General features: G+C 69.9%; 17 protein-coding genes. 7 read left to right on the top strand and 10 right to left on the bottom strand.

All coding sequences use genetic code 11. The annotated features are described in order from the left end of the window. Positions 1 to 3 precede the first annotated feature (3 nt). The gene (locus B7R22_RS07180; protein ID WP_253258934.1) at positions 4 to 633 is read left to right on the top strand and encodes a trimeric intracellular cation channel family protein; all 630 of its coding nucleotides are present in this window, start codon (positions 4 to 6) and stop codon (positions 631 to 633) included. A 148-nt stretch (positions 634 to 781) separates the two neighbouring features. On the opposite strand, the gene B7R22_RS07175 is transcribed toward B7R22_RS07180, so the two are convergent. Further along, complete coding sequence (locus B7R22_RS07175) at positions 782 to 2,158, bottom strand: S1C family serine protease (RefSeq protein WP_116411098.1); 1,377 nt, start codon at positions 2,156 to 2,158, stop codon at positions 782 to 784. Positions 2,159 to 2,302: 144 nt separating this feature from the next. Here B7R22_RS07175 and B7R22_RS07170 point away from each other — a divergent pair, with 144 nt between their 5' ends. Together B7R22_RS07170 and B7R22_RS07165 are read left to right on the top strand one after the other, a co-directional pair. Continuing rightward, a complete protein-coding gene (locus B7R22_RS07170) occupies positions 2,303 to 3,928 on the top strand; it encodes a hypothetical protein (protein ID WP_116411097.1) in 1,626 nt (541 codons plus the stop codon). A gap of 24 nt (positions 3,929 to 3,952) precedes the next feature. Continuing rightward, positions 3,953 to 4,324, top strand: a complete 372-nt coding sequence (locus B7R22_RS07165) for an RNA-binding S4 domain-containing protein (protein WP_116411096.1) — start codon at positions 3,953 to 3,955, stop codon at positions 4,322 to 4,324. Between the two features lie 19 nt (positions 4,325 to 4,343). On the opposite strand, the gene B7R22_RS07160 is transcribed toward B7R22_RS07165, so the two are convergent. The 6 genes from B7R22_RS07160 to B7R22_RS07135 all read right to left on the bottom strand — a co-directional run bounded on the left by B7R22_RS07160 (position 4,344) and on the right by B7R22_RS07135 (position 9,136). After that, on the bottom strand, positions 4,344 to 5,279 hold the full coding sequence (locus B7R22_RS07160; RefSeq protein ID WP_116411095.1) for a 3-methyladenine DNA glycosylase: 936 nt from the start codon (positions 5,277 to 5,279) through the stop codon (positions 4,344 to 4,346). A gap of 146 nt (positions 5,280 to 5,425) precedes the next feature. Next, entirely contained in the window at positions 5,426 to 6,652 is a 1,227-nt protein-coding gene (locus B7R22_RS07155) for an ABC transporter permease (RefSeq protein ID WP_116411094.1), read from the bottom strand. Then, the gene (locus tag B7R22_RS07150) at positions 6,652 to 7,296 is read right to left on the bottom strand and encodes an ABC transporter ATP-binding protein (protein WP_116411093.1); all 645 of its coding nucleotides are present in this window, start codon (positions 7,294 to 7,296) and stop codon (positions 6,652 to 6,654) included. The genes B7R22_RS07155 and B7R22_RS07150 overlap by 1 nt, the downstream gene beginning before the upstream one ends. Beyond that, the gene (locus tag B7R22_RS07145) at positions 7,293 to 8,423 is read right to left on the bottom strand and encodes a peptidoglycan-binding domain-containing protein (protein WP_147305332.1); all 1,131 of its coding nucleotides are present in this window, start codon (positions 8,421 to 8,423) and stop codon (positions 7,293 to 7,295) included. Before B7R22_RS07145 ends, B7R22_RS07150 begins: the two co-directional genes overlap by 4 nt. A gap of 83 nt (positions 8,424 to 8,506) precedes the next feature. Further along, positions 8,507 to 8,743: a hypothetical protein gene (locus B7R22_RS07140; RefSeq protein WP_116411091.1), complete on the bottom strand. Its 237-nt coding sequence runs from the start codon at positions 8,741 to 8,743 to the stop codon at positions 8,507 to 8,509. 69 nt (positions 8,744 to 8,812) lie between these two features. Further along, positions 8,813 to 9,136, bottom strand: coding sequence for a hypothetical protein (locus tag B7R22_RS07135; RefSeq protein ID WP_116411090.1), 324 nt, complete (start codon positions 9,134 to 9,136; stop codon positions 8,813 to 8,815). Between the two features lie 138 nt (positions 9,137 to 9,274). Between B7R22_RS07135 and B7R22_RS07130 the strand changes: the two genes are divergently transcribed. Next, positions 9,275 to 9,829, top strand: coding sequence for a hypothetical protein (locus B7R22_RS07130; RefSeq protein WP_116411089.1), 555 nt, complete (start codon positions 9,275 to 9,277; stop codon positions 9,827 to 9,829). A gap of 70 nt (positions 9,830 to 9,899) precedes the next feature. On the opposite strand, the gene B7R22_RS07125 is transcribed toward B7R22_RS07130, so the two are convergent. Together B7R22_RS07125 and B7R22_RS07120 are read right to left on the bottom strand one after the other, a co-directional pair. Then, entirely contained in the window at positions 9,900 to 11,420 is a 1,521-nt protein-coding gene (locus B7R22_RS07125) for a hypothetical protein (RefSeq protein ID WP_116411088.1), read from the bottom strand. Positions 11,421 to 11,671: 251 nt separating this feature from the next. After that, the gene (locus B7R22_RS07120) at positions 11,672 to 12,607 is read right to left on the bottom strand and encodes a DnaJ domain-containing protein (RefSeq protein WP_116411087.1); all 936 of its coding nucleotides are present in this window, start codon (positions 12,605 to 12,607) and stop codon (positions 11,672 to 11,674) included. Positions 12,608 to 12,697: 90 nt separating this feature from the next. Here B7R22_RS07120 and B7R22_RS07115 point away from each other — a divergent pair, with 90 nt between their 5' ends. Continuing rightward, positions 12,698 to 13,525 (top strand): aldo/keto reductase, encoded by an 828-nt coding sequence (locus tag B7R22_RS07115; RefSeq protein WP_116411086.1) that lies wholly within the window; start codon positions 12,698 to 12,700, stop codon positions 13,523 to 13,525. An 89-nt stretch (positions 13,526 to 13,614) separates the two neighbouring features. Further along, positions 13,615 to 13,992: a glyoxalase superfamily protein gene (locus B7R22_RS07110; protein ID WP_116411085.1), complete on the top strand. Its 378-nt coding sequence runs from the start codon at positions 13,615 to 13,617 to the stop codon at positions 13,990 to 13,992. Between the two features lie 37 nt (positions 13,993 to 14,029). Here the strand turns inward: B7R22_RS07110 and B7R22_RS07105 are convergent, their stop codons facing one another. Beyond that, entirely contained in the window at positions 14,030 to 15,439 is a 1,410-nt protein-coding gene (locus B7R22_RS07105) for a PLP-dependent aminotransferase family protein (protein WP_116411084.1), read from the bottom strand. An 88-nt stretch (positions 15,440 to 15,527) separates the two neighbouring features. Between B7R22_RS07105 and B7R22_RS07100 the strand changes: the two genes are divergently transcribed. After that, positions 15,528 to 16,418, top strand: a complete 891-nt coding sequence (locus B7R22_RS07100) for a DMT family transporter (RefSeq protein WP_116411083.1) — start codon at positions 15,528 to 15,530, stop codon at positions 16,416 to 16,418. Positions 16,419 to 16,529: the final 111 nt, after the last annotated feature.

Below are 16,529 nucleotides of genomic sequence, written 5' to 3'. Positions count from 1 at the left end.
GGGGTGACGGTCGTGAAGCGAACGGTCGCCCGGCTGTACTCGATCGCCGACCACGCGGCCACGGCGCTGTTCGCCATCGAGGGGGCACGGGCAGGTGTGGCGGCCGGACTCGACCTGCTGGGCATCCTCGTCGTCGGCTTCTGTACCGCGCTGGTGGGCGGCATCCTCCGCGACCTGCTGATCGGGGACGTGCCGCCGGCGGCGTTCCGCTCCCCCTCGCGCATCGTCGTGGCGCTGGCCGGCGGAGCACTGGTGTTCGTGGGCTCCCGGGTGTTCGACACGTTCCCGGCGGAGGCATTCGTGCTGTTCGACGCGGCGGGGCTCGCCCTGTTTGCTGTGACCGGAGCCCAGAAAGCGATCGAGCACCGATCGAACGGCGTGGTGGTGGTCATCCTCGGCACCCCCACCGGCGTGGGCGGCGGAGTGGTGCGTGACGTGCTGCTGAATCGCGTGCCGGCGGTGCTCGCCGGGGACATCTACGCCACGGCTGCGGCCCTGGGCGCTCTCGGAGTGCTCGTCGCGACGCGCCTCCGCGTCCCGGGCGTGGTCGCGCTGGGGATCGGTTTCGTGCTCTGCTTCGGGCTGCGGATGATCGCCGTGACGCTCGGCTGGCAGCTGCCGCACGTGGCCTGACCCGCGCCCTGCCCTCCCCCTCCTCCTCGCCCCTCCTTCCTCCCCACCTCCCGCACGCGACGAAGGGACCCATATCGCTTCAACACAGAAGGCCTGGCGCGATATGGGTCCCTTCGGCCACCGCCCGGGGGGGTGCAGGGCGCGGGGGTCAGGCCGCGGGGCCTGCGATGAGGGTCGCGGTCACGGTCTGGCTGGTGCCCGCGGCATCCGTGTAGGTGAGGGTGACGGTGTCGCCGACCTTGTAGGTCTTCAGCGTGCTGGTGAGCGCGCTTTCGCTGGCCACGCTCGTGCCGTCGACTGCGGTGATGACGTCGCCCGCGGTGAGGCCGGCGGTTGCCGCCGGGGTGCCGTCGATGACGCCAGCGACCGTGGCGCCCGCAACCGTGCCGGCGCTCGTGCCCGAGCCGGCGCTGCCCGAGGTGCCCGATCCGGGGTACGTGCTGGAGGCGCCGCCGCTGGCGACCTCGATGCCGAGGAAGGCGGGCAGGCCGATGGTGATCGTCGACGTGGCGACACCCGAGTCGATCTGTTTGGCGATCGAGATCGCATCCGTGATCGGGATCGCGAAGCCGGTGACGACGCTGCTTCCGCTCGAGGCGGCGGTGTCGATGCCGACGATCTCGCCGTCAGCGGCGTAGAGGGGCCCGCCGGAGTCGCCCGACTGGATGTCCGCTGCGACCTGGATCATGCCGTCGAGCGTCTCGCCAGCACTCGATCCCTCGGCCTGCGTGGTGACCGACTGGTCGAGACCCGTCACGGTTCCGGCTGCTGCCGAGAGCGTTCCGGTGCCGCCGGCGTTGCCGACACCCGTAATGGCGTCACCGACCGCGAGGCCTTTAGTCGTATCGAGGGTGGCGGGCGTGAGGCCGGAGGCCCCTTCGAGCTTGAGCACGGCCACGTCGTGGGTGGCGTCAGTGCCGACGACCTTCGCCGTGTAGGTCTTGCCGGTGGAGGCGATGGTGACCGAGATGCTGGTCGAGCCCTCGACGACGTGGTTGTTGGTGAGGATCTCCCCGTCGGAGGTGAGGATGACGCCGGTGCCAGCGGCCTCCGCGCCCTCATACTTCAGCACGGTGTTGATGAGCACCACGCCGACCGCCTGGTCTGCCGTGGCGGTGGTGGCCGACTGCGTGGCCGTGCCGGTGCTGCTTCCGGCCGAACCGGATCCGGTGCTGCCCGATCCGGTGCTGCCGCTGCCGGTCGAACCGCTGCCGTAGCCGTAGCCGCCGTAGGGAAGGGTGGCGGTTCCGCTGCCGGACGAACCGGAGCCCGATCCGCGGGTGTCGAGCAGGCTCGACGATGAGCTGGTTCCGGATATGGCGGACGCAGCGTTCAGCGCGAGGGGAACACCCACGCCGAGCGTCACACCGACACTGGTGCAGGCGACCGCCAGGGCTGCGGCGGACGCCCCGAGAATGAGGAAGTTGCGGGGACGCCAGATGCGCCTTTCACGAGTTGCCGTTCCAGCGGCAGCAGGTACTGCCTCGTGGAACTCGGGCTGCGGCTGGCTTTCGGGCGTTTCCATGATTTCCTCTCGGTGCCCCCTGTGGGCAAGATCCAGAGAACGCCCAGAGGCTATGAGGAAGCTATGCGCAGCTTTCGGACAACCTGAGAACTGACTGTCCAGATCCTGAGGGTGTACGCCCCGGGCTTTCTGTAGTCTGGAGACATGACTGACGAGACCCAGAACACCGCCGACGAGGCCCCTGCCCGGGTGCCAGCGGCTGAGACGGGTTACGTGCTCACCCGCCGTGACCGTACAGCCATCCACTTCATCGACTGGGCCGTGCGATTCGGCACTCCCGAGTTCCAGGAACGCTACCGGCCCGTCACCGACGAACTCTTCACGCACGTCTACATCGACCCCACCGCAAAGCCGGCGTTCGTGCCGCCCGCTCTGGCGAGCATCCAGAGCCTCGACGAGGCGAGCGATCCGCTGGAGATCGTGAGATCGCACCTCGCTGCCGTGATCGACGACCGCAAGGAGCGCGACAGGGCGCGGGTCGAGCTCCAGGTGCACTACGAGGAGTCCGAACGGAACCTCGCCGAACTGCGCGAGCGCGCGGCCGACCTGCAGCAGAACCTCACCGAGACCACCGGCAGGCTCGAAGCTGCGGATGCCCGGATCGTCGCACTCGGCGAACAGCTCGAAGCGGAGGTGTCCGGTCTCCACTCGAGCCACGCCGCAGAGCTGGCCGGGGCGCTCGCAGGGCACGAGGCGAGCATTGCCTCCCTCACCGAGGAACGCGATCGCGCGCTCGCCGAACTCGCTGCCGACCGTGATGCGGCCGTGGCCGCCCTCACAGAGGAGCGCGACTCCGAGGTGGCCCGACTCGAAGCGCAGCTCGCCGGCGACACGGCCGCCCAGCGCGCCGAGCACGAACAGCAGATCGAGGCCCTTCGGGCCGAGCACGACCAGTCGGTCGAGGCGCTCGGAATGGCCAACACGCAGGCCGGCGACGAGGTGCGGGCGGAGCACCATCTCGCCCTCACCGCACTCGAGGCCGCCCATGCTGCAGCCGTCACCGCGCTGAACGCCCAGCTCGCCGCCTCGGCCGCGACCGCCGAGGCGACCACGCAGCAGTTGAGAGATGCCCGGCTCGAGGCCGGCAGCCTCACCGCCCAGCGCGACCGGGCCATCGCCGAGGGATCCGAGTGGCGCAACCGCCTGCAGCAGACCGTTGCGGCCCTCGCCACCACGCTCGACGTGGGCGAGTGGACGAACGACAATGCTCCGGATGCCCGCCTCGTGGACTTCATCTCGGAGTCGCAGCTGGCCCTCGCCAGCGAACTCGAGCTTGCCCGCGCCACGATCGACGAGATCGAGGAGGTCGCGACTGCCCAGCTCGTCGATGAGTCCGAGACGGGTGACTACGCGATCGGCGCGAACGATGCCGCTGTGCTGGTGCTGAACTCGCTCTACGGCACCGACGACGCGGAGGTCGGAGACGGCGACGACGACGCTGGCGACGGGGCCGTTGCTGGCGTTGCCGACGCCTCGCCGGATGACGACAGCGCCCAGCTGGCCGAGATCGAGGAGGCGGACGCCGAATTCGCAGCAGAACTCCGCGACGAGGTCGACGTTCCCTTCGAGGAAGCCGCCGAACGCGAGGCCGAGCGTGAGCCCCACCCCCATCACGATGCGGCCATCGGTCACACGGCGGTCATCGAGCACACGATCGTGCGCGACGAGACGCCGGAGATCGACGACGTCGACAAGCTCGGGAGCCTGTTCTCCGACGAGGAGCCCGAGGCGAATTCGCGGGGCGGCCGGGAGCACCGACGAGCATCCTGAGGCGGGGCATCCGGGGGCCTGCCGATGGCTGACGTCACGGCGGCGCGCGTCGACAGCTGGGCGTGGGCGGTGCGACTGTTCAAGACCCGGTCGGCTGCCACCACGGCCTGCCGGGCGGGCCACGTTCGCATCAACGGCGAGAAGGTGAAAGCGGCCCAGCCCCTACGGATCGGTGACGAGGTGCGCGTGCGGAGCGACGGTTTCGACCGCATCGTGGTCGTGAGCCGCCTCGTGGTGAAGCGGGTGGGCGCGGTCATGGCCGCGGAGTGCTTCGTCGACAGGACTCCCCCGCCACCTCCCCGCGAGACTGTCGCGCTGGTCGCCACGCGCGACCGCGGTGCGGGGCGACCGACCAAGCGGGAACGGCGCGAAGTGGACAGGTTGCGCGGGCGCTGACGCCCCGCGGCGGGTGTTGTCAGAGCAGGCGGGCGTGCTCGATGATGTCCACGATGTCGCGGCGCAGCGCATTCGAACGCTCGGCGAACCGGCGCTGCTCAGCGGCATAGCTTTTCTTGCCCTCCGCTGTCTCGATACGAACGGCCTCGAGGCCGAAGGCCGAGACGTCATACGGTGATGCCTGCATGTCGAGCTGCCGGATGTCGCGGGCCAGCTCGAAGCTGTCGAGCAGAACGTTGCCGGGCACGAGAGGGCCGAGTTTGATCGCCCACTTGTAGACGTCCATGCCGGCGTGCAGGCAGCCGGGCTGCTCGAGCTGCGGCTGCGACTCACGGGTCAGCTGCCGGTCGTTCGCGGGCCGCGCCTCCGGGGTGAAGAACCGGAACGCGTCGAAGTGCGAGCACGTGATGCGGTTCTGCTCGACGACCTCATCGGTCTGGGCGGCGGTCAGTCGCAGGGGAAGCGCCTCGTGGCGCACCGCATCGGCTTCGACTTTGTACACCATCGCCCATTCGTGCAGCCCGAAGCAACTGAAGCGTGCCGGTCGTGCGGCTGTGTGGCCCAGCAGGTTCTGGATGAACGCGACCGTCGACGATTTTGTTTCCAGAAACCCCCGGGCATCCACTCTGCTCGCACCCACCGGGATCGCCTGGTCCGCCCCGACTCCGCGGCTGTACCAGCGCCACTCGTGCCGGTCGAGGCCGACGGTGCCGTCGAGAACCACACCCGCGCCGGGATGCCAGCGGCGGAGCAGGCTCGGCCGGAACGGGTAGTACGTGAAGAGAAAGTCGTCGACGGGGTGGGCCTCGCCCGTCTGGCGGCGCGCCCGCCAGGCTGCGCTGAGGGCATCAGCCCGCCGCTGATGATCGCTCTCGAGTGCGGTCCACGCGTCTCTGTCGAGGAGCGTCGCCTCCGTTCGCCCGGTGGGGGGCACGGCGGTAGCGATTGAGGGCATGCTCCGAGCCTATAAGACGGGGGTGGTGGCCCGGTTGAGACGGTGGGCGCGGTGGGTGCGGTGGGCGCGGTGGGTGCGGTGGGTGCGGTGGGTGCGGTGGGTGCGGTGGGGTCACTGTGCCCGGGTCACGGGTTGCGGGTCCGGGCTCACGGCACCCGGAGCTCCCGGAGCGGATCCCGCGTCGAGGCGAAGACGGCCGGCAGCAGGGCAGCGACCAGACTGGTCGTCACGGCGAGGATGGCCACGGCCGCCGCGAAGGCCGGAGGGGGCAGGGGCTGCCGGAGAAGTGCCAGCAAGGCGACTGCCACCCCCGTGCCGAACACCGATGCAGCGCCGGCGGTGAGGCCGACCTGGCCGAGCAACAGGGCGACGATGAGCGACCGGGTTGCACCAAGGGCGCGCCGGCGACCGAAGTCCCGCCGACGCATCATGACCAGAGCGAACAGGATCGCCGCCACCAGCGCCGACGAGCCGGCGAAGGTCGAGAGCACCAACGTGCGGCCGAATTCACCGAGCTGGTTCTCGACCTGGTGACGCACGGCGGCAAGACGCTCGCTCGTCTGCACCGTCACGGTCGTGGGGTCGTCGACCCCGAGCACCGAGGTGACGGCGGCGGCGACCGCCCCGACGATCTGCGGGCTGTCGGCGCGGATGACCAGCGCCGCGACCGGTTTCTCGTGCGACGCGGCGAGGTTCTCGTGCGGCGCGGCGGGATTTTCGTGCGGCGCGGCGGGAAGGAGCACAACGGGCTCCAGGAAACGAAGGTCGGGCGAGAGGTCGACGAGTCCGTCGATGTCGACGGATGTACCGGACTGCCGCGACACCACTGCGCCCACCCCGTCGGCGAGCCCCAGCTGCCCGGCGGCGGCCCGCGAGGCGCGGCCGCCGGGTGCGGAATGGCTCCCCTCGGGGCCGGAGAGAAGGTCTGCCCCCTCGGGGCCGGAGAGAGGGTCTCCCCCGGCGATTCCGACAACGGGTTCAACCCCATAGAAGAGCCGCGCTGACACGGGCAGGCCTCCGTCGATGGCGGCGTTCGTCACGTCGTCCGCCGCTCCGAAGGCCCCGAACCATTCGATGCCGCCGAGGGTGCGCAGTCGGTCGAGCACTTCCGTGTCGAGCCCTGAGCCCGCTTCGGCACGCACGATGATCGACCGCGTACCGGAATCGTCGAGGCTCGACAGCACCTCGTGGGCACTTCCGTCTGCGCGTCCGGCGGTCAGCAGTACGGCCACGCACACGGAGGCGACCACAGCGACCGTCAGCAGCGACGCGAGCCTCTGGGTGACCGCCGAGACGGCCGCCTCCCGTGCCAGTGCCCCTGCACGACACCATCCGCCCGCACCCGCGCCACCGCCCGTCTCGTGAAGCCCCATCAGAGCGTCACGACCCGGTCGGAGCGACTGACGAGCCAGGGGTCGTGGGTGGCGACGAGCACCGCCGCGCCGCCCTCTGCAGCTTCGCGGAACGCCCCGAGAACGACCGCAGCCGACTGCGCGTCGAGGTTGCCGGTCGGTTCGTCGGCGAGCAGGATGCCGGGGCGGTTCATCAGCGCGCGGCAGAGGGCGATGCGCTGGGCCTGCCCGCCCGAGAGCTGGCCAGGTCGCGCCTCAGCACGCTGCTCCACACCGAAGCGCGCCAGGAGTTCGTGGGCGCGGCGCACGGAGACGCGGCGGGACTCCGACCGGTAGAGCGCGGTCTCGAGCACGTTGTCGAGCACCGTGCGCCCCGGGTCGAGCAGCGCATCCTGGAACACGAACCCGAGGAGCCGCGCGCGGAGCTCGGCGCGGCGGTCGTCGGGCAGGGCGTCTGCCGGCACACCATCGACCAGGATGATCCCGCCGTGCGGACGGACCATCAGCCCGAGGAGGTAGAGCAGGGTCGACTTTCCCCGCCCGGAGGCCCCGGTGAGGGCCACCAGTTCTCCCGCCTCGACACCGGTGCCGCAGTGCTCGAAGAGGGGTCTGCCTCCGCGGTACCCGAAGGTCAGGTCTCGCGCTTCGACTCGGAAGACGGTCATGGGCCATCGCCCGCCGGCTCCCCCGCGCTCGAGGGTGTGTTCGGAACGCGCACGACCAACCCGGGATCGACGCCCCGCACCACGGACATGCCGCGTGCCGAGGCGAGCACGGTGACCGGATGCCGCGCCCCGGCACTGTCGACGAGCAGAAGGCCCTGTTGCGCATCCGATTGCAGGGCCATCGACGGAACGACGGAGCCGTGCACACTCTCGACCGTGATGATCCGGGCGGCGAGCAGGGTCTGGCCGGTGGCGGGGATCTCGCTGCACGATGCGCCGCAGATCGGAGCGGGGGCGGAGGGAGTGGGGGCGGAGGGAGTGGCACCGGATGGCGCAGCCACCGTCGGCACGGGATCGAGCGTGAGCACCACCGTGCTGCCCGTCGCCGCCGCGGTTCGGCCCGCGACCACGGCCTTCCACTGCTGTCCCGAGGCCGACGTGAGTTCGACTCGTGCGCCGGTCACGATGCCGGCCGCCTGGGCAGGGCCGACAGGCACGGTGAACTGCGGAGACGATCCGATCCCCACCACGACCTGCTCGCCACCGGCCAGGCGGGCCCCGCGTGTGACGACCCCGTCGAGGGTCAGGCGAGCGGGCAGCGATGGCACAAAGACCACGTCGCCGAGCGCAACCTCGCCCGAGGCTGGTTCGCCGAGGGACTGTTGCCACCGCTCGATGGCTGTGCGGGCATCCGCGCCCAATGCTCCGTCGACCTCCCCGGTGAAGAATCCCGCGTCGCTCAGCAGCTGCTGCAGCTGGCGGGCATCGTCACCGGAATCACCCGTAGAGAGTGGGCGGTAGGCGGGGATCTCACCCCGGGCCACGATCACGGCCCGCCCGTTGACAGAATAGAGTCGGCTCCCCTGCCGCGCGTCGCCGCCCTGCGCGGAGTCGACGCTGGTGACGACCCCGGCCGCCTCGTTGCGGGCCACCGGTGCAGCCTGCCACTCGGCGGCGGCGTTCAGCGACAGCTCCGAGCCGACCTCCCCCAGCATGACCGTCGCCGTGGCGAAACCGCCGGGCTCTGCCGCGTGCCCGGGCGGCGACAGCAGAACCGTCGACGCCCAGGCCGCGAGAGCCAGGCCGACCACGAGCGCGACCACACCCGGCACCGTGAGGGTGGTCATCCGGAGCCTGCGGGTGTGGAGGCCTCCCGTGCGTGCGCCGCCCCGGGGAAGGCGGCGCACCCAGCGCGAACGGGTCCGGCCGTTCACGCGACCTGCCTGCCGGCACGCCGGATGATCGACGCGATCACCCAGACCGAGTCGCCGTCGAGGTCGGCCAGCTCGTCGAGCACCCGGGTGTCGAAACGGCCGAGCGAGACACCGGCCTCGGCGCAGGCGAGCAGAAGGGTGTCGACACCCCTCACCCGCCCGAACGCCATGGCGGTGCGGGCATCGGCCAGTGTTTCGAATGGACCCGTGACCGAGGCCCGACCGTTCGACATTCGTGTTCCCCTCTCAGTTGCCGTTGACGACGTTCCGGTAGCCGGTTCGCCGTTCGCTCGACGGGTCGGTCAGAACGAGCCGTTCGCGCACGAGAAGGCGCGGCCGGTCTCGGTACCCGACGGGTAGGCGATCTGCATGCTGACCACGCCGTTTCCGCTCGAGAACCGGTGGAAGCCCGAGCCGAACGTACGGCTCGTCCAGCTGACACCGTTCGCCTGGTGCTGGTGCACGCTCGTGGCACTGACATAGGCAGTGGATGCGGCCGAGGGACCACCCCAGCCGCAGACCTGCGAACCGAAGTCGACAGTCGTTGCGGAGGCGCCGACGGCATTGGCGAAGACGAGGCCGGCGGCCACGACGAGGGTTGCTGCGGTAGCGGGGAGAGACTTCACTTCTGGCTTCCTTCTCCCACCGGATCCCGTTGACGCGGGAGCCTCTCGGTGGGAATGTTGTCGATGAGTGATTCTCACTATATGCCCCATGCTCCGAGGCCACAACGACCCGTCAGAACTCTCAGAGAAGGAACCCGGATGCCCGTGATCCACCGATCGACGATCGCTCGGCTGGCCGTGCTGGGCGCCGTGGCGCTGGCCTCGCTGGGAGCGCTCAGCGCGTGCAGCGGCGACCCCGGGCATCCGGAGACCACAACCGAAGCGCCCCTCAGCCAGTCCCCCGTCGCCGATGCGCTCTACCGCTGCATCACCGAGAGCGGCTGGGAGGTGACCCTCACCGATGACGGCGGGATCGATGCATCGAGCGACACGATCCCGGCCGAACAGTACGATCGCTACCTCGCCGACACCTGGGCCTGCAATCAGACCGTCTCCGCCCGGTTCCCTGTCGACGACCGGCAGAAGCGGCTGCTGTACGACGCGGAGCTCAGGGAACGCGACTGCCTCGCTGCCCAGGGCTACGCGGTCGCTGACGCGCCCAGCCTCCAGGCCTTCCTCGACGGCTACGAATCAGAACCCTGGTCGGCGATGGCCTCGTCGGGCGTGGCCGACCGAAGCCAGACGATGTCAGACGCCGAGTGGCAGGCGATCAACCATGCGTGCCCTCAACCGGTACCGGGAACGCTGCACTGACCGACAGGGCGGTGGCGCACGGCTGGCAGCGCGTCAGCGACGCGGCATGCGACGGCCTCGTACGCGCGGGCTAGGACTTAAGCGCCACGCCTTGGGCGTTGCCGAAGTCGACGTGCATGTGGGTGCAGGTGTCGGGGAAGGGAGCGAAGTTCGACACGGCGATCGACGGGCGGCACCCGGACTGCCCGAGACCGCTGCCCTTGGGCACGAGGGGGTCGAGCAGGCGAATCAGCTTCAGTGAGTCGGAGTCGGCGCCCGTGAGGCCGTGCCCGTTCAGGATGTAGAAGTCGACCGCGTGTCCGCCGCCGTCTTTGTAGTGCGAGGATGCCGTACCGGCGCCCTCGATCTGGCCGGTGCAGTGCCGGTTGATGTCGCTGACACCCACCTTGTCGAAGTTGTCGACGGCGACCTTGATGGTCTGCAGAACGCGATAGTCGACACCGCATCCGGGAACCGCCACACCGTTGGCCAGGTTGCGGATCTCGACGATGTGGTCGGGCACCGATCCGACCAGTTTGCCCGAGGCGACGTCTGCCATCAGCTCGGCGGCGAGGGCCTGGACGGTCGGGGAGACGGTCGTGCCGGTCGTCGAGTCCATCTCGGCGACGTTGCCGGTGGTGCTGTAGTCATCGCGCGAGGAGGCCTGCCCGTTCACGCCCGAGACGGTGAGGCTCTGGATGCCGAGGTCGCTCACGGCCTGCCGGTTCGCACCCATCGGGTTGTCCGTGTAGGTGTAGGCATAGGCGGGAAGGGCGCTCGTCGCAACCAGTCCGGCCGTCGCCACCATCACGACCGTGCTGGCGATGGTGCGCTTGCGGGCACCGGGGCGGGGGGTTGTCCCTGCGCGGCGGATGCGCGGCATCGTGCGGCGCGGCGGCCCAGAGGCATCGACGGCGGCGGATGCCCGGGGGGGCGTGGTTGCGGAGACGCGGGCGACAGGCGCGTCCTCGTCGGCGTGGCTGAAGGTCATCGTGTGCACGGAAGTGGCGTGCGCCTCGGGGAGGTCTTCGGTGTCGAAGTGGATCGTGGCGGGCTCGGGGGTGGCAGCGGGTGCAGCGGCGGCAGGCGCGAGAGTGGCGGCGGCCGGCGCGAGAGTGGCGGCGGCCGGCGCGGCAGCCGCGCGTGGCTCGGCGGTGGCAGCCAGCGCGGGGGCTGCGATCGGCTCGGGGGCGGGGGCGACCGGCTCGGCGGCGACGTCCGGCTCAGCGGCGGCCGCCGGCTGGGGCTCGGTCTCGACCTCAGCGGCCGGCTCGTCTACGGGGAGCGGCTGCCCGACGGGAGCGAGCAGCAGATGCTCGAGCCCCCGGATGTCGCGGCGCGCCCGGCGGGCACTGGGAACAGTAGGTTCGGCGTCGCCGACCACAATCGGTTCGACAGGGCCGACAACTGCCACGGGTACAACCGGAGCCTCTCCGGCCAGCTCGCGTTCGCGGCGCTCACGGCGGGACGCCACCACAGGCGGAACGGACGACGCGGCGAGGCGTTCGCGCAGGGCCCGACGGCTCAGAGAGGCCGTGACAACAGGGACTTCGTAGCTCGAATCGGGTGCCAGATCAGGGGAACCATCTGGTCGTCCGTTCGAGTCAGTCACGTGTCGTATTCCTCCGGCGCACTGCGGTGCGCACGGGCCGCGCGGCTTTCACGGGCCCGTCAGGATCTGGGTGCTTGGTGTCCAGATCGTCACCGAAACCGCTTCGGGTGGTCGCGGCGACTTTTCGAGGTTACCCAACCGTTACCTTTTTGTCACATCGCTGAGCACATTTTCAGGTTCATTGAAGCTACAAGCTATGCCTCTGCACGCATGCAGCCTCAGCGGCCGCAGGGCGAGGGTCCAGCATCCACTCAGACGAAACGCACGCCCTGCTGCAACCGGGAGCGCAGTTCGAAGACCCGGTCGACGCTCGCGCGCTCACCTCCGCCCACCCCGTTCCGAAGGAGTTGGGGCAGCACGGAACGCCGCACGACGACGGCACCGGCGAGCCTGCCGCGCTCGATCTGGCCGATCGCTTGGTCGAGATCGTCGTCGGGCACAACGATGACCAGGGCGGTGAACTTCACGCCGAGTTCACGCCCGAGAGCGCGGGCGTTCTGGCCAAGCATCCGGAACGGCTCCTCATCGCTCGCGATGCCCTCTCCAACGAGTTCACCCCGCGAGAGCCGGATGACGCCGCCCCAGTCCTCGGACTGGATGGCGAACAGCCCGGCAGGGCCGAGCACGAGCTGGTCTATATTGCCGCCGGTGCGGCCGACCAGCACGTTGTTCCAGATCGTGTAGCCGATGCCGAGGGTCGACACGATGCGCGCCGTCTCCTCCTCGGCCATCGCCTTGGCGAGCCAGCGCCTGATCTCCCTCGGCGCCGAACGCACCAGGGTGGGGTCGTACGGGTCGGGCAGGTCGACGCCCCGCCCCACCCATTCGCGCATCAGAGTGAGGAAGTGCTCGCGTTCGTCGCCCCCGGGATGCCCGTACGAGCGAGCCTTGAGCGAGCTGCCCTCCGGGCGGTGGGGCGTGGATGCTCCCCCGAACCCACCCGCGGCACGGGCATCCGGAGCCGACGACCGGGCGCCCGCACCCGAGTCGTAGGCAGCGCGCTCCGAACTCGTGCCGACCCGTTCCCAGGCGAGCTGCACGGCGTGGAACTCGGCTGCGCTGCCACCCGTGTCGGGATGCGTCTCCCTGAGCAGTCGCCGGTACGCCCTCCGGAGCTCGTCATCGCTCGATCGAGGGCTCACTCCGAGCACCTCGTAGGGGGTGCGCGACAACGGGCTGTCGGGCATTCGGGCTGCTCGCTTTCTCGCCGCGGGGTCGCATGCTCGCAGAGGGTCTGTTCCGCGGCTGGCCCCAGATTAGTTCCCTAAGCTTGAAGCATGACGAACACCGTACCTGAAGACACCCTGAACGACGGCCTCACGATTCCCCAGCTCGGCTTCGGAGTCTTCAAGGTCGATCCGGACAAGACCGGCCGTATCGTGCGCGACGCCCTCGATGTCGGTTACCGCCATCTCGACACCGCTGCCATCTACAAGAACGAAGAGGGCGTCGGGCACGCCATTGCAGAATCGGGCATCGCCCGCGAGGAGCTGTTCGTCACCACGAAGCTGTGGAACAACGACCAGACCAATGGCATCGAGGCGATGAAGAAGAGCCTTGGGCGCCTGCAGCTCGACTATGTCGACCTGTACCTCATCCACTGGCCGGCTCCCGAGAAGGGCACGTTCGTCGAGGCCTACAAGGCCCTCGAGCAGCTGCAGGAGCAGGGGCTCGCGCGCTCGATCGGCGTCTCGAACTTCCTTGTGCCGCACCTCGAGCAGCTGCTGGCAGAGACCGGGATCGTTCCGGCCGTCAACCAGATCGAGTTGCACGTCGACCTGCAGCAGACCGAGCTCCGCGCGTTCCATGCCGAGCACGGCATCGCGACGGAGGCTTGGGGCCCGCTCGGCCAGGGGCGCATCAATTCGTCGCCCGAGCTCGGCACCATCGCGTCGGCGCACGGCAAGTCGGTGGCCCAGGTCATCCTGCGCTGGCACCTGCAGATCGGCAACATCGTGATCCCGAAGTCGAACAATCGCGACCGGATGGCCGAGAACTTCGACCTGTTCGATTTCGAGCTCACCCCTGAGGACCTGGCCGTCATCGCGGGCCTCGACCGCGGAGAAGAGGGTCGCAACGGGTCTCATCCCCTCGGCGTGAACTGACGTTCCGCGCGGATGTCGGCGGCCCGCTCTACAGTGTGAGAAAGGCTCACGCACCGATGCCGGGCCGCCGCACTGCAGAGGAGCATCCCATGGACTGGAAGATCGAACTCATCTTCGTTCCCGTCACCGACGTCGACCGCGCGAAGGCCTTCTATGTCGACCAAGTCGGTTTTCACGCCGACTTCGACAACCAGGTGAGCGACACCCTGCGATTCGTGCAGCTGACGCCTCCCGGTTCGGCCTGTTCGATTGCGTTCGGCGAGGGCATCACCGAGATGGAGCCCGGGTCACTGAAGGCCGTGCAGGTAGTGGTGCGGAGCGCTGCGGATGCTCGCACGGCACTGCTGGCCGCCGGCGTCGAGGCGTCAGAGGTCGAGGAGCTCTCGTGGGGAAAGTTCGTGACGTTCGCCGACCCCGACGGCAACACCTGGACGTTGCAGGAGCTACCCTCCCGGCCCGAGGGATGAGGTGTGAGCTGCGGTGGCGGCCCGAGCAGTCTCCGCGTCAGCGGGGGTCGCGGGCGGCCTCGAGGATCGCCACGGCCTCCTCGAAGCGCTCCGGGCGTGCCCCGGAATAGTTGAGGCGCAGGAACGAGCCGGGCGGCTCGGTCGGGAACCAGTCGTTGCCGGGCGCCACGGCGAGGCCGGCCGCGAGGCAGCGCGCGGCCAGATCCCGGGCATCCGACCGGTCGTCGAAACGCAGCCAGAGGTTCAGCCCGCCCTTGGGCAACGACGTCAGAGTATCGCCGCCCAGGCGACCGGCGACCAGGCCCGCCAGGGTATCCCGGCGGAGCCGCAGCTGCGACCTCAGCTGCGCGAGATGACTGCGCCAGCCCGGATCGGTGACGACATCGACGGCAGCGGCCTGCAGCATGCCGCTGACGTAGAGGTCGGTCACCGTGCGATCCACCTGGATGCGCGCCAACGCCGGACCGCGAGCGATCAGCGCACCCACCCGGAGCGACGACGAGACGCTCTTCGTGAGCGAGCGGAGGTAGACCACGTGAGCGTCGGTGTCGTCGGCGATGATCGGGCGGGCATCCGCGTCGATCCCGAAGTCGTGGGCCCAGTCGTCGTCGATCACGAACGCGTTCCGGGCGCGGGCCACGGCGAGGATCGCGCGGGTCTCGGCAAGGGTCCAGAGTGCGCCGGTGGGGTTCGCGAAGTGCGGCTGGGCGTAGAACAGACGCGCACCACTGCTGGCGAACGCGTCGTCGAGGGCCTCCGCCGAGGGTGCGGCCGCTCCCCGTGCCACGGGCACGATCACCAGCCCGGCCTGGTGGGCGGCCGCGATCGCGCCCCAATAGCTGGGAGACTCCATCACGATCGCATCCCCCGGCTGAGCCAGCGCGCGGAAGATCGAGGTCAGGGCGCTCTGGCTGCCCGGAACCACGATCACGTCGTCACCGGAGACTCCGGAGGACCGCCCGCCCGGCCCCGACCGCACCTCGTTCGCGAACCAGGCGCGGAGGTTGCTGAGGCCCGCGACGGGCGGCCGGTCGAGCGCCGCTCCCCCGCGGGCAGCCCGGGTGAGCGCCGAGCGCACGAGGCGGGTGGGCAGCAGATCCTCGGACGGGTAGCCGCCGTGCATAGCGATAGCATCCGGGGCCGTGAGCGACATCGACGTGCCGACCGTTGCTGCGCCGTTCCGCGCGGGGCCGAGCGCGGTGGTCTGCCAGGAGAAGTCCGAGCGCGCGATGACGCGCGGCCGGGCGACGAAGGTGCCGGATCCTGGCCGCGTCTCGACCAGCCCTTCCTGCACGAGACGTTGCACCACCCGCTGCACTGTCAGCGGACTCGCGGCAAAGTCGCTGACCAGCGCGCGGGTGGGCGGCAGTTTCGCACCGGCCCCACTGGATTCGATGAGGTGACGGAGGTGGCGGTCGAGACGATGGTCGGTGCTATCCTCATCCATGACAGACAAGAGTAGCGCTATCCGGTCCTGGAGAACTCCGCTATCGGCAGGCGAGCTCGCGGGCAACACGCCGGCAGCCGGACGCGGGATGCCCGGGGGGCTGCTCTTCGGCTTTCTCGGCGTGCTCTCCTTCTCGTTCACGCTTCCCTTCACACGGGTCGCGGTGGGCACCCTCGACCCGTTGTTCGTGGGAGCCGGGCGCGCCGTGGTTGCCGCTGTGCTCGCCGGGATCGTGCTGGCGATCATCCGGCCCCGACTGCCTCGCGGGCGACAGTGGCTGAGGCTGCTCATCGTGGCCGCGGGGGTGGTGGCAGGATTCCCGCTGCTGACCAGTTTCGCAATGCACTCCGCGCCCGCAGCGCACGGCGCCGTGGTCATCGGCGTGCTGCCCGCCGCAACAGCCGTCGTTGCCGTGCTGCGGGGTGGAGAACGGCCCAGCCGATCGTTCTGGATCGCCAGCATCGCGGGCCTCGTAGCGGTGGTCGCGTTCGTCGCCGTCAGCGGTGGCGGTTTCAGCGGACTCCAGCCCTCCGACCTGCTCTTGCTCGCCGCCGTGGCCCTCGCAGCCGTCGGTTATGCGGAGGGCGCCCTGCTCGCCCGCGAACTCGGTTCATGGCAGATCATCTGCTGGGCGCTGGTGCTGGCGCTGCCGGTGATGCTTCCGTTGACGCTGCTCGGTGCGTCGCACGGCCCGCTCGTCGCCGGCGTCGACGGGTGGCTGGCGTTCGCCTACGTGAGCGTGATCAGCCAGTTCCTCGGGTTCTTCGTCTGGTACCGCGGGCTGGCGATCGGACCGATCTCGAACGTGAGCCAGATCCAGCTGCTGCAGCCGGTGCTGACGATCGTCTGGGCAGCGCTGTTCTTCGGGGAGCACCTGGAGTGGCTCGTGGTGGTGGCGGCCCTCGTGGTGGTGGCGTGCGCGGGGTTCGCGGTGCGGGCGCGCGGGTCACGCGCGCCCGGGTCACGCCCGCGCAACTGACCGCCCACGGGAACGGACACGGTTTCGGCAATCCCTCGGCATATGCTGCGGCGGATCGCCGCAAGCGTGTCCGTTCTGGGTCGAGGCACGACAAACGGCAGTGTAGGACTC

This window comes from Subtercola boreus, from assembly GCF_003399635.1.
Classification (GTDB): Bacteria; Actinomycetota; Actinomycetes; order Actinomycetales; family Microbacteriaceae; genus Subtercola; species Subtercola boreus_B.
Note: the sequence above shows the minus strand (reverse complement) of the source record. Positions and strands in the feature narration are given on the sequence as shown.

Excerpts from the sequence above, each read along its gene's own strand:
- B7R22_RS07175 (WP_116411098.1), bottom strand. The coding sequence starts at position 2,158 with ATGGAAACGCCCGAAAGCCAGCCGCAGCCCGAGTTCCACGAGGCAGTA.
- B7R22_RS07170 (WP_116411097.1), top strand. The coding sequence starts at position 2,303 with ATGACTGACGAGACCCAGAACACCGCCGACGAGGCCCCTGCCCGGGTG.
- B7R22_RS07165 (WP_116411096.1), top strand. The coding sequence starts at position 3,953 with ATGGCTGACGTCACGGCGGCGCGCGTCGACAGCTGGGCGTGGGCGGTG.
- B7R22_RS07160 (WP_116411095.1), bottom strand. The coding sequence starts at position 5,279 with ATGCCCTCAATCGCTACCGCCGTGCCCCCCACCGGGCGAACGGAGGCG.
- B7R22_RS07155 (WP_116411094.1), bottom strand. The coding sequence starts at position 6,652 with ATGGGGCTTCACGAGACGGGCGGTGGCGCGGGTGCGGGCGGATGGTGT.
- B7R22_RS07150 (WP_116411093.1), bottom strand. The coding sequence starts at position 7,296 with ATGACCGTCTTCCGAGTCGAAGCGCGAGACCTGACCTTCGGGTACCGC.
- B7R22_RS07145 (WP_147305332.1), bottom strand. The coding sequence starts at position 8,423 with ATGACCACCCTCACGGTGCCGGGTGTGGTCGCGCTCGTGGTCGGCCTG.
- B7R22_RS07140 (WP_116411091.1), bottom strand. The coding sequence starts at position 8,743 with ATGTCGAACGGTCGGGCCTCGGTCACGGGTCCATTCGAAACACTGGCC.
- B7R22_RS07130 (WP_116411089.1), top strand. The coding sequence starts at position 9,275 with ATGCCCGTGATCCACCGATCGACGATCGCTCGGCTGGCCGTGCTGGGC.
- B7R22_RS07120 (WP_116411087.1), bottom strand. The coding sequence starts at position 12,607 with ATGCCCGACAGCCCGTTGTCGCGCACCCCCTACGAGGTGCTCGGAGTG.
- B7R22_RS07115 (WP_116411086.1), top strand. The coding sequence starts at position 12,698 with ATGACGAACACCGTACCTGAAGACACCCTGAACGACGGCCTCACGATT.
- B7R22_RS07110 (WP_116411085.1), top strand. The coding sequence starts at position 13,615 with ATGGACTGGAAGATCGAACTCATCTTCGTTCCCGTCACCGACGTCGAC.
- B7R22_RS07105 (WP_116411084.1), bottom strand. The coding sequence starts at position 15,439 with ATGGATGAGGATAGCACCGACCATCGTCTCGACCGCCACCTCCGTCAC.
- B7R22_RS07100 (WP_116411083.1), top strand. The coding sequence starts at position 15,528 with ATGCCCGGGGGGCTGCTCTTCGGCTTTCTCGGCGTGCTCTCCTTCTCG.